11 protein-coding genes are annotated in these 13776 nt (G+C 66.3%); 3 read left to right on the top strand and 8 right to left on the bottom strand.

Annotation, left to right across the window (positions count from 1 at the left end):
• Positions 1–11: 11 nt before the first annotated feature.
• Positions 12–974 carry an ABC transporter ATP-binding protein gene (locus tag AC3WLF_RS07325; protein WP_492318895.1) on the bottom strand — a complete coding sequence of 321 codons (963 nt, stop codon included), beginning with the start codon at positions 972–974 and terminating at the stop codon, positions 12–14.
• A 14-nt stretch (positions 975–988) separates the two neighbouring features.
• The gene (locus AC3WLF_RS07320) at positions 989–2947 is read right to left on the bottom strand and encodes an AMP-dependent synthetase/ligase (RefSeq protein WP_492358003.1); all 1959 of its coding nucleotides are present in this window, start codon (positions 2945–2947) and stop codon (positions 989–991) included.
• A gap of 278 nt (positions 2948–3225) precedes the next feature.
• On the opposite strand from AC3WLF_RS07320, the gene AC3WLF_RS07315 reads away from it, so the two are divergent.
• Positions 3226–3894 (top strand): Crp/Fnr family transcriptional regulator, encoded by a 669-nt coding sequence (locus AC3WLF_RS07315; protein WP_010814879.1) that lies wholly within the window; start codon positions 3226–3228, stop codon positions 3892–3894.
• Position 3895: 1 nt separating this feature from the next.
• On the top strand, positions 3896–4318 hold the full coding sequence (locus AC3WLF_RS07310; protein ID WP_492358002.1) for a DUF3293 domain-containing protein: 423 nt from the start codon (positions 3896–3898) through the stop codon (positions 4316–4318).
• A 48-nt stretch (positions 4319–4366) separates the two neighbouring features.
• On the opposite strand, the gene AC3WLF_RS07305 is transcribed toward AC3WLF_RS07310, so the two are convergent.
• The 5 genes from AC3WLF_RS07305 to AC3WLF_RS07285 all read right to left on the bottom strand — a co-directional run bounded on the left by AC3WLF_RS07305 (position 4367) and on the right by AC3WLF_RS07285 (position 10289).
• Positions 4367–4708, bottom strand: a complete 342-nt coding sequence (locus AC3WLF_RS07305) for a hypothetical protein (protein WP_010814881.1) — start codon at positions 4706–4708, stop codon at positions 4367–4369.
• A gap of 184 nt (positions 4709–4892) precedes the next feature.
• Positions 4893–5747, bottom strand: coding sequence for a 3-hydroxybutyryl-CoA dehydrogenase (locus AC3WLF_RS07300; RefSeq protein ID WP_492318892.1), 855 nt, complete (start codon positions 5745–5747; stop codon positions 4893–4895).
• Between the two features lie 51 nt (positions 5748–5798).
• Positions 5799–6236: an HIT family protein gene (locus AC3WLF_RS07295; RefSeq protein ID WP_013955378.1), complete on the bottom strand. Its 438-nt coding sequence runs from the start codon at positions 6234–6236 to the stop codon at positions 5799–5801.
• 142 nt (positions 6237–6378) lie between these two features.
• Positions 6379–9669 carry a fused isobutyryl-CoA mutase/GTPase IcmF gene (gene icmF, locus AC3WLF_RS07290; protein ID WP_492356933.1) on the bottom strand — a complete coding sequence of 1097 codons (3291 nt, stop codon included), beginning with the start codon at positions 9667–9669 and terminating at the stop codon, positions 6379–6381.
• Between the two features lie 281 nt (positions 9670–9950).
• Complete coding sequence (locus tag AC3WLF_RS07285; RefSeq protein WP_492352506.1) at positions 9951–10289, bottom strand: DUF2917 domain-containing protein; 339 nt, start codon at positions 10287–10289, stop codon at positions 9951–9953.
• A gap of 209 nt (positions 10290–10498) precedes the next feature.
• On the opposite strand from AC3WLF_RS07285, the gene AC3WLF_RS07280 reads away from it, so the two are divergent.
• A complete protein-coding gene (locus AC3WLF_RS07280; RefSeq protein WP_492318890.1) occupies positions 10499–11905 on the top strand; it encodes an aminotransferase-like domain-containing protein in 1407 nt (468 codons plus the stop codon).
• Positions 11906–11911: 6 nt separating this feature from the next.
• On the opposite strand, the gene bcaP is transcribed toward AC3WLF_RS07280, so the two are convergent.
• Positions 11912–13309, bottom strand: a complete 1398-nt coding sequence (bcaP, locus tag AC3WLF_RS07275) for a branched-chain amino acid transporter BcaP (RefSeq protein ID WP_492318889.1) — start codon at positions 13307–13309, stop codon at positions 11912–11914.
• Positions 13310–13776 lie beyond the last annotated feature (467 nt).

The following is a 13776-nucleotide window of genomic DNA, read 5'->3' as shown; positions in this document are numbered from 1 at the left end:
GGTTCAGAGCCTCAGTGCGAAGTGCCCAGGTACGCCTTGATCACGTCAGGGTTGCCCTTGACCTCTTCCGGCGTGCCGTCGCCGATCTTCTTGCCGTAGTCGAGCACCACCACGCGGTCGGAGATATCCATCACCACGCCCATGTCGTGCTCGATCAGCACAATGGTGGTGCCGAACTGCCGGTTCACGTCCAGGATGAAGCGGCACATGTCCTGCTTCTCTTCGACGTTCATGCCGGCCATGGGCTCGTCCAGCAGCAGCATCGAGGGCTCGGCCGCGAGTGCGCGCGCCAGCTCGACGCGCTTCTGCAGGCCATACGGCAGGCGCCCCACCGGGGTCTTGCGGATCGACTGGATCTCGAGGAAGTCGATCACTTCCTCGACCTTCTGGCGATGGCGCATCTCCTCGTTGCGCGCCGGGCCCCACCACAGCGCGTGGGCGAAGAGCCCGGTGCGGAACTGCGTGTTGCGCCCGGTCATGATGTTGTCCAGCACCGTCATGCCCTTGAACAGCGCGATGTTCTGGAAGGTGCGCGCAATGCCCTGGCGCGCCGCGGCGGTCGGGTGCATCTGCTTGCGCTCCTCGCCGCGGAACACGATGCGTCCCTGCTGCGGGTGGTAGACGCCGTTGATCACGTTGAGCATGGAACTCTTGCCGGCGCCGTTGGGGCCGATGATGGCGCGCACCTCGTGCTCGCACACATCGAACGAGATATCGGTCAGCGCCTTGACCCCACCGAACGACAGCGAGATATGCTGCAGATCCAGGATCACCTCGCCGCCGGTGCGCGCCTGCTCGCCGGTGCGCTGCGCGCGCTGCGCGCCGGGATGCGCACCGCTGTCATCCGCCAGACCCGCGGGAGACATCGGGCCTGCCGGGGCGATCGCGCCGCCGCTGCCCGTGCCGCTGGCATCCGTGCGTGCCGTCCCCGCCCATTCGCGCTGCCCCGCGCCTTGCCAGGCTACTTGTGTCATCTTGCTGCCCTCGCTCATGCCGCGCGCGCCGCCACAGGCAGGCGCTTCGCATTGACCAGCTTCAGCGTGGCCGACACGCTGCCCTCGCGTCCGTCTTCAAACTTGACGCGCGTCTCGATGAACTGCTCGGACTTGCCCGCATAGAGCGCGTCCACCAGCACGCCGTATTTGTCGGCGATAAAGCCGCGGCGCACCTTACGCGTGCGCGTGAGCTCGTCGTCGTCCGGATCCAGTTCCTTGTGCAGGACCAGGAAGCGTGCCACCTGCGAACCGGCCAGCATCGGGTCGTTGGCCAGGTCGGCATTCACCTGGTTCACGCACTCGCCGATCATTTCCAGCACCTCGGGCTGCGCGGCCAGGTCGACATAGCCGGCATACGGCAGGTGGCGGCGCTCGGCCCAGTTGCCCACGGCCTCGAAGTCGATATTGATAAACGCGCAGACCTGGTCGCGGTCATTGCCGAAGGCCACCGCTTCCTTGATGTACGGGAAGAACTTGAGCTTGTTCTCGATGTACTTGGGCGCGAACATCGAGCCATCGGCCAGCTTGCCCACGTCCTTGGCGCGGTCGATGATCTTCAGGTGGCCGTCGGCGTCGATCACGCCGGCGTCGCCGGTCATGAAGTAGCCCTCGTCGTTGATGGCCTCGCGCGTGGCGTCGTCGCGCTTGTAGTAGGACTTGAGCAGGCCCACGCCGCGCACCAGCACCTCGCCGTTGTCGGCGATGCGGATTTCCATGCCGGGCGCGGCCGGGCCGACTGAATCGAACTTGACCTTGCCGTCCGGCTGCAGGCACACATAGGCGCAGGTCTCGGTCTGACCGTAGAACTGCTTCAGGTTCACGCCGATCGAGCGGTAGAAGCGGAACAGGTCCGGGCCGATCGCCTCGCCCGCGGTATAGCCCACACGGATGCGGCTCATGCCCAGCACATTGCGCAACGGGCCGTAGACCAGCGTTTCGCCCAGGGCGTAGCGCGCGCGGTCCGCGAGCGATACCGGCTTGCCGTCGAGGATATCGGTGCCGCAGCGCTTCGCCACGTCCATGGCCCAGTGGAACAGCTTGCGCTTGATCCAGCCGGCATCCTCCATGCGGATCATCACCTGCGTCAGCAGCCCTTCATAGATGCGCGGCGGCGCAAAGTAGTAGGTGGGGCCGATCTCGCGCAGGTCGGTCATCACCGTTTCGCGCGATTCCGGGCAGTTCACCGTGAAGCCCGCCACCATCGCCTGCGCGTACGAGAACAGGTTGTCGCCCACCCATGCCATCGGCAGGTAGGACAGCACGTCGTCGTCCGCGCTGAGCTTGTCAAAGGCGCAGCCGTTGCGCGCCGCGCCGATCAGGCCGTAGTGCGAATGGCATACGCCCTTGGGCTTGCCGGTGGTGCCGGAGGTATAGAGGATGATCGCGGTGTCGTCGGGCTGGCCGGCGGCAATGGCCTCGTCATAGAAGCCCGGGTGCGCCTGGTCGAACTCGCGGCCAAGTTCCTGTAGCTGTTCATAAGACATCAGCGACGGATGGTCGTAGTCCATCAGGCCGCGCGGGTCTTCAAAGATGACGTGGCGCACGGCGCGGCCGGACTCGGCCAGCTGCGCTTCCACTTCCAGCAGCTTGTCGACCTGCTCCTGGTCCTCGACGATGGCGAACTCGATCTCCGCATCGTTGAGCACGTAGACCATCTCGTTGGCGATGGCGTCCTGGTACAGCGGCACCGGCACGCCGCCCAGCGCCTGCGCCGCGGTCATGGCCCAGTACAGCCGCGGGCGGTTGTCGCCCACCACCGCCAGGTTCATGCCGCGCCTGAAACCGAGTGCGGCCAGCCCGCAAGCCAGTGCCCTCACCTGCTGCGCCGCCTGGGCCCAGCTGTATGTCTGCCAGATGCCGAGATCCTTCTCGCGGTGAGCCGGATGATCCGGCCGCTGCTGGGCGTGCGCCAGCAGCCATCGCGGGAAGGTCGTCGCCGACGATTCCTGCATCGCTGTCTCCTGTCCCTCCGGCGTGGGGATCCACGCCCGGTGTCAAGCGCCGGTCCGATCGTTATACTTGGCTTGCTTTGCCCGGCAGCAATTGCCGCCTGGCATCAAGCCCGGTGTGCCTTGCGTCAGGCCGCCGGGAAAGCGTTTTCGCCTTGCCCCGGCGTGCCGCTGGTGGCACCCGCGGTTCCGTTGTGATCGTACGATAGCCCATGCCAACAACCCCGGTTGTCACGCCGGTGACAATTCCGGGTTAATCCCTACGGGAGCTTCTGCAGGCCATGCTGAACGATTTTGTCGACCGCTGCGTGTGGGCAGCAGACCTGAGTCCCGAGCAGCGCGAGCGCGTGCGCCGCGCCATGTTCGTGCACGAGTACACCCAGGGCGACTACGTCTGTCACAAGGGTGACATGGCCGAGCACTGGATGGGCGTGCTCGAAGGCATCGTCAAGATCACCACGGTTTCGCCCTCGGGCAAGTCGGTCACCTTCACCGGCGTGCCCACCGGCGGCTGGTTCGGCGAAGGCGCGGTGCTCAAGTCGGAAATCCGCAAGTACGACGTGATGGCGCTGCGCCGCTCGACCATCGCCTTCCTGCCGCGCGACACTTTTCTGTGGTTGCTGGATACCAGCCTGCCGTTCACGCGCTTCCTGCTGACCCAGTTCAACGAACGCCTGGGACAGTTCATCGCCGCCGTGGAATACGAGCGGCTGCTCGACATCGATTCGCGCGTGGCGCGCGCGGTGTCGTCGCTGTTCAATGAGCACCTGTATCCGGGGATCGGCAAGACGCTGGAGATCTCGCAGGAAGAGATCGGCCTGCTCGCTGGCATCTCGCGCCAGCGCGCCAACCAGGCGCTCAAGGTGCTGGAACAGCAGGGCCTGGTGCGGGTCGACTACGGCGTGATCGAGGTGCTGGACCTGGAGGGGTTGCGTCAGTACGGCGAATAACATGGCCAGCACCATCGACGACGCCACGCTGCAGGCCTATCGCGAGACCCATTACCGCGTGCTGGGCGACCCGCCGATGATATTGCGGGTAGACCAACCCAGCGCCCCGCTGGCGGCGCTGCACCGCGCGCTGGGCGTGGCAGCGAGCGCCTTCATTACCGCCGCCAACCCGTTCAGCCTGCGCTGCGACGACGACGCCAACGCAAAGCGCCAGCAGGCGCTGGCGCAGGACGTGGCAAGGATGGGGTTGCGCGCAATCGAAGCCGCCGGCGAGCATCCGCGCAACGGCTGGCCGACCGAGCCGAGCTTCCTGGTGCCGGGGCTGTCGCTGGCGGATGCACGGGCACTCGGCGAGAAATACGAACAGAACGCGGTGGTCTGGAGCGGCGCGGACGCGGTGCCGCGGCTGGTGCTGCTGCGCTGAACGCCGGCCGGGCGGTGGTGCCGGGCGGCGCCTCAGCCGGTGCGGCGATCAGTGGCCGTGATGACCGCGATGGCCGTGATGCCCGTGATGACCGCGATGCCCATGGCCGTGGTGGCGATAGTGATGATGCCGATGATAGTGGTGATGGCGGCCGCGCCACTCATGGCGGCCATACCAGCGACGGCCATCCCAATAACGGTCGCCATGCCAGCCGTGATGGCGCGGCGCATACACCACGTGCGGCGGGGGTGCCACATAGACCGGGGCCGGCGCCGCATAAACCGGCGCGCCGATCTGCACGCCCACGTCCACATGGGCCATCGCCGAACGGGCCGCCAGCAGGGACATTGCGCCCGCGAGCAGCGCAGCAAAGAGAATCGGGTGAGCCATGGAGCTTGTCTTGTCGTAAAGGGAATGGGTGCACTCTACCGCGCATTCCTGTTACCGGATGCGGCGGAGTGTTTCGGCATATAACGCCGTGTAAGCGGGATTTGGCGGCAACCGGAACCGGCACCGGAAAAAGCAGCGGCCGCCCGCAGGCGGCCGCTGTACCACGCGGCAAGTGCCGGGCAGCTTACTTGCTATAGACGTACACGCCGCGGCCCGTCTTGCGGCCCAGGTAGCCGGCAGCGACCATCTCGCGCATCAGCATCGCCGGGCGGTACTTCGGATCGGCAAACTCCGTGTACAGCACTTCCATCACGGCCAGCATGGTGTCCAGGCCGATCATGTCAGCCAGCGCCAGCGGCCCGATCGGGTGGTTGCAGCCCAGCTTCATGCCTTCGTCGATCTCTTCCGGCGAGGCCAGGCCTTCGCCCAGCACGCAGAAGGCCTCGTTGATCATCGGGCACAGGATGCGGTTGACGACGAAGCCCGGGCTGTTCCTGACCGTGATCGGGTACTTGCCGAGCTGCTTCGACAGGGCCTCGACGGCGGCGTGGGTGGGGTCGCTGGTCTGCAGGCCGCGGATCAGTTCCACCAGCGCCATCACCGGCACCGGGTTGAAGAAGTGCATGCCGATAAAGCGGTCGGCGCGCGAGGTCACGGCAGCCAGCTTGGTGATCGAGATCGACGAGGTGTTGGACGCGATGATCACGTTCTCGCCGACGATGCCGTCGATCTGCTTGAGGATCTTGACCTTCAGGTCGTAGTTCTCGGTGGCGGCCTCGATCACGATATCGGTGGCCTTGAGATCGTCATACGAGGTGCTGCCCTTGATGCGCGCCAGCGCGCTGGCCTTGTCGGCCTCGGTCAGCTTTTCCTTCTTGATCAGCCGGTCCAGGCTGCCCGCCACGGTGGCAACACCCTTCTGCACGGCGGCATCGCTGATGTCGACCATCACCACGTTGAGACCTACCACTGCGCAGGCCTGGGCGATGCCATTGCCCATGGTGCCGGCACCGACGATGCCCACTGTCCTGATGCTCATCTTGTCTTCCTCTGCTTGGTTGGATTGCTGATTGATCGGTTCAGGCGCGGCTCAGGCGCCCTGCTCGCGCAGCGCTGCGATGATGCGCTCGGCATGGCCCTTGAGCTGTTCCGGATCCTGCATCTCGCGCGCATGGCCGCGCAGCGCGCTGTCGGCATAGCGCGGCACGATATGGAAATGCACGTGCGGCACGGTCTGGCCCGCGGCCGCGCCGTTGAACTGGCCGATGGAGATGCCGTCGGGCGCAAACGCCGCGCGCACCGCGCGCGCCACGCGCTGCGTGGCGACGATGGCGGCCTGCGCGCCCTGCTCGGACAGGTCGAACAGGTTGACCGCGGCTTCCTTGGGCACCACCAGCGTATGGCCGTCGGCCTGCGGCATGATGTCCATGAAGGCGATGGTGTCGTCGTCCTCGTAGACCTTGATGCACGGCAGCTCGCCGCGCAGGATCTTCGCGAAGATATTGGTCGGGTTGTACTGGGTGTCCATGATCGTTGGCTTGCGGTTGTCTCGAATACGTTTGCCGTGGCGCGGCCGCCGGCACAGCCTTCGAGTGTAACGCAGGGCGGCCCTTCACTGCGGCCGCCCTGCGCGGTAATCGGGCACTGCTTGCTGCGCGGTGCCGCCGGCTCTACATATTGCGCCGGTACTGTCCGCCCACCTCGAACAGCGCATGCGTGATCTGCCCCAGCGAGCAAACCCGCACCGCGTCCATCAGCACCGCGAATACGTTCTGGTTGTCAATCACCGCCTGGCGCAACTGCGCCAGCATGGCCGGGGCCTCGGCCGCGTGGGCCTGCTGGAACGCATGCAGGCGGTCGAGCTGGCTCTGCTTCTCGGCCTCGCTGGAGCGCGCCAGCTCCAGCTTCTGCGGGATCGGGTCGCCGTCCGGGTTGCGGAACGTGTTCACGCCGATGATGGGCAGCGTGCCGTCGTGCTTGAGCTGCTCGTAGTAGAGCGACTCTTCCTGGATCTTGCCGCGCTGGTAGCCGGTCTCCATCGCACCGAGCACGCCGCCGCGCTCGGCAATGCGCTCGAACTCCTGCAGCACCGCCTCTTCCACCAGGTCGGTCAGCTCCTCGATCAGGAAGCTGCCCTGGTTGGGGTTCTCGCATTTGGCCACGCCCCACTCGCGGTTGATGATCAGCTGGATCGCCAGCGCGCGGCGCACCGATTCGCCGGTGGGCGTGGTGATGGCCTCGTCGTAGGCATTGGTGTGCAACGAGTTGCAGTTGTCATAGATCGCGATCAGTGCCTGCAGCGTGGTGCGGATATCGTTGAAATCGATCTCCTGCGCATGCAGCGAGCGGCCCGAGGTCTGGATGTGGTACTTCAGCTTCTGGCTGCGCTCGTTGGCGCCATACTTGTCGCGCATGGTCACGGCCCAGATGCGGCGCGCCACGCGGCCCAGCACGCTGTACTCGGGGTCCATGCCGTTGGAGAAGAAGAACGACAGGTTGGGCGCGAAATCGTCGATATGCATGCCGCGCGCCAGGTACGCCTCCACATAGGTGAAGCCGTTGGACAGCGTGAACGCCAGCTGCGAGATCGGGTTCGCGCCGGCCTCGGCGATGTGGTAGCCGGAGATCGACACCGAGTAGAAGTTGCGCACCTGGTGGTGGACAAAGTACTCCTGGATATCGCCCATCACCTTGAGCGAGAACTCGGTGGAGAAGATGCAGGTGTTCTGGCCCTGGTCTTCCTTGAGGATGTCGGCCTGCACCGTGCCGCGCACGTTCTGCAGCACCCAGGCGCGGATCTTGGCTTCCTCGTCTGCGGTGGGCTCGCGCTGGTTGTCGGCGCGGAACTTGTCGAGCTGCTGGTCGATGGCGGTGTTCATGAACATCGCCAGGATGGTCGGGGCCGGGCCGTTGATGGTCATCGACACCGAGGTGCTCGGGCTGGTCAGGTCGAAGCCGTCGTACAGCACCTTCATGTCGTCGAGCGTGGCGATCGACACGCCGGAGTTGCCGACCTTGCCGTAGATGTCGGGGCGCACGTGCGGGTCTTCGCCGTACAGCGTGACCGAGTCGAACGCGGTCGACAGGCGCTTGGCATCCATGCCTTCGGACACCAGCTTGAAGCGCCGGTTGGTGCGGAAAGCATCGCCCTCGCCGGCGAACATGCGGGTGGGGTCCTCGTTCTCGCGCTTGAAGGCGAACACGCCGGCGGTGTACGGGAAGCTGCCGGGCACGTTCTCGCGCATCAGCCACTTCAGCACCTCGCCGTCATCCTCGAAGCGCGGCAGCACCACCTTGCGCACCTTGGTGCCGGACAGCGTGGTCGTAACCAGCCCGGTGCGGATCTCCCGGTCGCGGATCTTCACTACGTACTCGTCGCCGCTGTAGGCTTCGCGCATCTGCGGCCACATCGCCAGCAGCTTGCGCTCGATCTGGCCGATGGCGGTGTCGCGGTCCGCCGCCAGCGCATCCAGCGCGGCGCCATCGCCTTGCGCGGCCTGCAGCATGCGGCTCGATTCACGCAGTTGCTGGCGCTCGCGTGCAATGCGGCTCTGCTCCATCACGCGGCGGTGGTAGCCGCGCACCGTGTCTGCCAGTTCCGCCAGGTAGCGGCTGCGCGCCGGCGGCACGATCACATTCTGGCCGGTGGAGATGCGCCCCGCCTGCGCCGGCAGCACGCCCGGCTGCAGCTTCAGGCCGCGTTCGGCCAGCGCCGCGCGCAGCCCCTGGTACAGCATGGTCACGCCATCGTCATTGAAGCGCGACGCCTGCGTGCCGTAGACCGGCATGTCCTCGGCCTTGCCGTGCCATTGCTCGCGGTTGCGCTGCACCTGCTTGGCCACGTCGCGCCACGCGTCCTGCGCGCCCTTGCGGTCGAACTTGTTGATGGCGACGAAGTCGGCAAAGTCCAGCATGTCGATCTTCTCGAGCTGGCTGGCCGCGCCGAACTCGGGCGTCATCACATAGAGCGACAGGTCCACGTGCGGCACGATGGCCGCATCGCCCTGCCCGATGCCGGAGGTCTCGACAATCACCAGGTCGAAGCCCGCCACCTTGCACGCGGCGATCACGTCCGGCAGCGCCTGCGAGATCTCCGAGCCCGCCTCGCGCGTCGCCATCGAGCGCATGAAGATGTTCGGGTGGTTGATCGCATTCATGCGGATGCGGTCGCCCAGCAGCGCGCCGCCCGACTTGCGCCGCGACGGGTCGATCGAGATCACGGCGATCGACAGCGCATCCTGCTGGTCGAGGCGGAAGCGGCGGATCAGTTCGTCGGTCAGTGACGACTTGCCGGCGCCACCGGTGCCGGTGATGCCGAGTACCGGCATCGATGCCGCTGCCGCTTGCGCATGCATCGCCTGCACCAGCGCCGCATCGGCCTTGCCGTTTTCCAGCGCGGTAATCAGCTGGGCCAGCGTGCGGCGGTCGCCACCGGCAACGGGTTCCAACGTGGCCGGCGCATAGCGCGACAGGTCGATGTCGCAGCGCTGCACCATGTCTGCAATCATGCCGGCCAGGCCCATGCGCTGGCCGTCCTCGGGGCTGAAGATGCGCGCCACGCCATAGGCCTGCAGCTCGCGGATCTCGTCCGGCACGATCACGCCGCCGCCGCCGCCAAAGACCTGCACGTGCTCGCCGCCCTTCTCGCGCAGCAGGTCAACCATGTACTTGAAGTATTCGACATGGCCGCCCTGGTAGCTGGAAATCGCGATGCCCTGCGCGTCTTCCTGCAGCGCCGCCGTCACCACTTCCTCGACCGAGCGGTTGTGGCCGAGGTGGACCACCTCGCAGCCATGCGACTGCAGGATGCGGCGCATGATGTTGATCGAGGCGTCATGGCCATCGAACAGCGACGCCGCCGTGACAAAGCGCACCTTGTTGACCGGACCGCGGCCTTGCGCGGTGGGCTTGGGCTGGGGCGCACCGCGGCGCACATCATGCACATCGGAAAGGTCGGTCATTGTCTCCACCGTTTCTGGTGTTGGCTGCCACCGCGGCGTGCGCCGGAAGTGCCGTTCTGTGCCGGCTTGGCTGCAAACGCGCGGGCTGCGCCCCCGGGTCGGGGCCGATCGATTATATGACGTTGACGTTAACGTAAAGCAATGAGGCGGACCCCCGAGACCGGCGTGCGTGGGACGGGCTATCCCTATAGAGTAGGCGCCCGCGGCACGCGCCGCGCAAGCGCCCGGGCAAACAAAAGGCCACCCGCAGGTGGCCGTTCCGGCAAAGCGTGAGTGGCCGCTCAGGCCCAGATCCTGGGGCACTCCCCGAACGCATCCGTGCTGTGCTCCTCCACCCGGTGCCGCATCACCCGCAGCCACGCCACCAGCCGCCGCAGCGACCACGGTGCCGGCACCTGTGCCAGCGTGAAGCGCGCGCCCGCGCCATCGCCCGACAGCCACACCCGGTAGCCTTCCGGCAACGGCAGTTCGGCGCCCGGCTCCAGCCAGATGTCGTTGGGATTGCCTTCCACCGTCACCCACAGCTTGCCCGCCGCCGCGCAGACGGTCTGCCCGTAACCGGCGCGCCAGCTCACTGGCTGTCCGGGCTCGTCCAGTTCGAAAGTCCGTAGTTCGCGCATGTCGCACTCCTCATCAGCCCGGCGGTCTGGTCCGGTGCCGACTCCTGGATGCCGAATGACCACAGGAGCCGGCGCCTGTCTCCGCCACGCTTCCATTATTCGCATCCCTCACTACAATCCCATGTACAGTTGTGAACAGTTTTCGATGAACTGTTCAGTAGTTTTCCCTGACAGTTGCGCCCTCCGGTTTCCCCCGGCTGCCCTGCCTTATGAAACTAATCTTAGATGCTTCTACCGGAATTCCACTGACCGATCAGATCGTCAACGGCGTGAAGTCGTGGATCGGCAACCGCGAGGCTCGGCCTGGCGCAAAGCTGCCGTCGATCCGGCAGCTGGCGGCGGAGAACGGCATCAGCCGCTTCCCGGTGATCGAAGCCTATGACCGGCTGGTATCGCAGGGGCTGCTGGATTCGCGCCAGGGTTCGGGCTTCTATGTGGCGGACAGTCCGCTGGCGGGGCGCTCAGCGTGCGGCTGGTCGGATCCGAGCCTGGCCGAGGATCTTTCCGACCACATCCTCGAGCAGTTCAACCACCCCAGCGGCACGCTCAAGCTGGCCGGCGGCTTCGTGCCCGAGACCTGGCGCGACGTTGAGGGGCTGACGCAGGCGATCCGCGCGATCTCGCGCAACGAGATCGACAGCGTGATCCACTACGCCACGCCGATGGGGCATCCGGAACTGCGCCGCCAGGTGTTGCTGCGCGTGCGCCAGCTGGGCATCGCCGCCGAACTGCCGCAAGTGCTGATCACCACCGGTGCCAGCCAGGCGCTGGACCTGGTGGTGCGCCACCTGCTCAAGCCCGGCGATACGGTGTTCGTGGAAGATCCCGGCTACTACAACCTGTTCGGCCTGCTGCGGCTGCACGGGGTGCAGCTGGTGGGCGTGCCGCACACGCCCAACGGCCCCGACCCGGACGCCACCGAGGCGCTGCTGCGCCAGCACAAGCCCAAGCTGTTCTTCACCAATAGCGTGCTGCAGAACCCGACCGGGTCGACACTGGCGCCGCCGGTGGCATTCCGGCTGCTGGAGCTGGCGCGCCGGCATGGCTTCCGCTTTGTCGAGGACGATATCTTCTCGGACTTCCAGACCCACTTCACCGACCGGCTGGCCACGCTGGACCAGCTTGAGCACGTGATCTACATCGGCGGCTTTTCCAAGACGGTGTCGGCCTCGCTGCGGGTCGGCTACCTGGTGGCCGACAAGGCGCTGGTCAAGGACCTGGTCGATGTGAAGGTGCTGACCAGCGTGGCCGGCTCGCACTTCGCGGAAGCAGTCACGGCGGCGCTGCTGGAGCGCGGCGGCTACCGCAAGTATGTGGAGCGGCTGCGCCTGCGCGTGCGCGAGGCCTGCGCCAATGCCGTGCGGCAGCTGACCGGCAACGGCTGGGAGGTGTTCTGCCAGCCGTCCGGCGGCAACTTCCTGTGGGCGCGCCCACCCGGCATCGAGGATTCACGCGACCTGGTGACGCTGGGCGAGGAATACGGCGTGACGCTGGCGCCGGGCAACTACTTCCGCCCGGGCGGCGAGACCTCGGCATGGATCCGGATCAACGCCGCCTACGCCAACGAGCCGCGCGCGGTGGCCTTCATGAAGGCCGCGGCCGGGCGCGGCAGCTGAAGGCGCTCAGCCGCCGTGGTTATGCAGCACGGCATTGCGCCGCGCGTAGCCGAAGTAGATCACCAGCCCCACCGCCAGCCACACCAGGAAGGCAATCCAGGTCAGCGCCTGCAGGTGCGCCATCAGGAACAGGCAGAAGCCGATCGACAGCAGCGGCACCACCGGCACGCCCGGGCAACGGAATGCGCGCGGCAGTTCCGGGCGCGTCTTGCGCAGCACCAGCACCGCCACCGAGATCAGAGTGAAAGCCGCCAGCGTGCCGATATTGATCAGCTCGGCCAGCACGTTCAGCGGCACGAAGGCGGCAATCGCGGCAAACACGATGCCCACGGTCCAGGTGGCGAAATACGGCGTGGCATGCACCGGGTGCACTGAGGACAGCCGCTCGGGCAGCAGGCCGTCGCGCGACATCGCAAAGATCACGCGGGTCTGGCCGTAGGTCATCACCAGGATCACCGTGGTCATGCCCAGGATCGCGCCAAGGTCGACAAAGCCCGCCACCCAGTTCTGGCCCGCGAACTGCAGCGCCAGCGAGACCGGGTGGTCCACGCCGGCAAACTTCGCGAACGGCACGATGCCGGTCATGATCGCCGCCACCACCACATACAGCACCGTGCACACCGCCAGCGAACCGATAATGCCGATCGGCAGGTCGCGGCGCGGGTTGCGCACCTCTTCCGCGGCCGAGGTCACCGCGTCGAAGCCGATAAAGGCAAAGAACACCAGCGCCGCCGCATTGAAGATGCCGGCAAAGCCGAATGGCGCAAATGGCTGCCAGTTGGCCGGCTGCACATGCCACACGCCCACCGCGATAAACAGCAGCACCACGCCGATCTTGACCGCAACCATCAGGTTGTTGATGCGCGTGGATTCGCGCACGCCGTAGGACACCACCCAGGTGATGGCCAGCATGATCAGGCACGCCGGCAGGTTCAGCATGGTCTTCACCCCCGGCACCGAGCCTGGCGCCGCGGTCAGCGCCGCCGGCAGCTTCAGCCCGAAGCCTGCCATCAGCGACTGGAAGTAGCCCGACCATCCCACCGACACGGCGGACGTGGCCAGCCCGTATTCCAGCAGCAGGTCCCAGCCGATCATCCACGCGACGATCTCGCCCAGCGTGGCATAGCTGTAGGTATAGATCGATCCCGACACCGGGATCGCCGAGGCAAACTCCGCGTAGCACAGCGCGGCAAAGCCGCACGCCAGTGCCGCGATCACGAACGACACCGTCAGCGCCGGCCCCGCGGTCAGCGCGCCGGTGCCGGTCAGCACGAAAATGCCGGTGCCGATGATGGCGCCGATGCCCATCATCACCAGGTCGGTCGGACCCAGCACCTTCTTCAGGCCGTCATCGCGCGCGACGGCCAGCATCGCGTCGATGTCCTTGGTGCGGAACAAGCTCATTCAGACTCCCTGCAACTGTGGCCGGGCACGCGGCGGCAAGGCGCGCGGGCCCGGAAAAAGGGCGGTAGTTTACGCCCGCCGCGGCGCGAAGGCGTCACATTGCGCGCCCGCGCGCGGCAGGCACGTCATCGAATGATAGGAAAGGCCAGGCTGGCCGGCACTGACTGCAAGCAAAGCTGCGGAAGGAGAATGTCAGCCGCCGCAGCCGGGCGCCGACAGGATCCCGCCTATCGGCAAGCCAGCACGTGCAGCGCCGGGTAACCTCGCTCAGGCATGCATGAGGATATTCACCAGCCGCCCGAACGGATCACGCACATAGAAGCGGCCGCTGGCGCCTGAACGGAGCGGGGACCGTCAAGCGATCCCCGCCCGATAGGCACAATAATCTACTTCGCCACCGGCATGGTGAACTCAGCGCCCTTGGCGATCGAATCCGGCCAGCGCTGCATCACGCTCTTGTAGCGCGT

The organism is Cupriavidus sp. FW306-01-F10A, assembly GCF_058782785.1.
This window is presented reverse-complemented; position numbering and strand designations above follow the sequence as displayed.

What these genes read in the sequence shown, in the direction of transcription:
- AC3WLF_RS07280 (WP_492318890.1), top strand. Translation starts at nt 10,499, where the DNA reads ATGAAACTAATCTTAGATGCTTCTACCGGAATTCCACTGACCGATCAG.
- AC3WLF_RS07310 (WP_492358002.1), top strand. Translation starts at nt 3,896, where the DNA reads ATGGCCAGCACCATCGACGACGCCACGCTGCAGGCCTATCGCGAGACC.
- AC3WLF_RS07285 (WP_492352506.1), bottom strand. Translation starts at nt 10,289, where the DNA reads ATGCGCGAACTACGGACTTTCGAACTGGACGAGCCCGGACAGCCAGTG.
- AC3WLF_RS07295 (WP_013955378.1), bottom strand. Translation starts at nt 6,236, where the DNA reads ATGGACACCCAGTACAACCCGACCAATATCTTCGCGAAGATCCTGCGC.
- bcaP (WP_492318889.1), bottom strand. Translation starts at nt 13,309, where the DNA reads ATGAGCTTGTTCCGCACCAAGGACATCGACGCGATGCTGGCCGTCGCG.
- AC3WLF_RS07315 (WP_010814879.1), top strand. Translation starts at nt 3,226, where the DNA reads ATGCTGAACGATTTTGTCGACCGCTGCGTGTGGGCAGCAGACCTGAGT.
- icmF (WP_492356933.1), bottom strand. Translation starts at nt 9,669, where the DNA reads ATGACCGACCTTTCCGATGTGCATGATGTGCGCCGCGGTGCGCCCCAG.
- AC3WLF_RS07300 (WP_492318892.1), bottom strand. Translation starts at nt 5,747, where the DNA reads ATGAGCATCAGGACAGTGGGCATCGTCGGTGCCGGCACCATGGGCAAT.
- AC3WLF_RS07320 (WP_492358003.1), bottom strand. Translation starts at nt 2,947, where the DNA reads ATGCAGGAATCGTCGGCGACGACCTTCCCGCGATGGCTGCTGGCGCAC.
- AC3WLF_RS07325 (WP_492318895.1), bottom strand. Translation starts at nt 974, where the DNA reads ATGACACAAGTAGCCTGGCAAGGCGCGGGGCAGCGCGAATGGGCGGGG.
- AC3WLF_RS07305 (WP_010814881.1), bottom strand. Translation starts at nt 4,708, where the DNA reads ATGGCTCACCCGATTCTCTTTGCTGCGCTGCTCGCGGGCGCAATGTCC.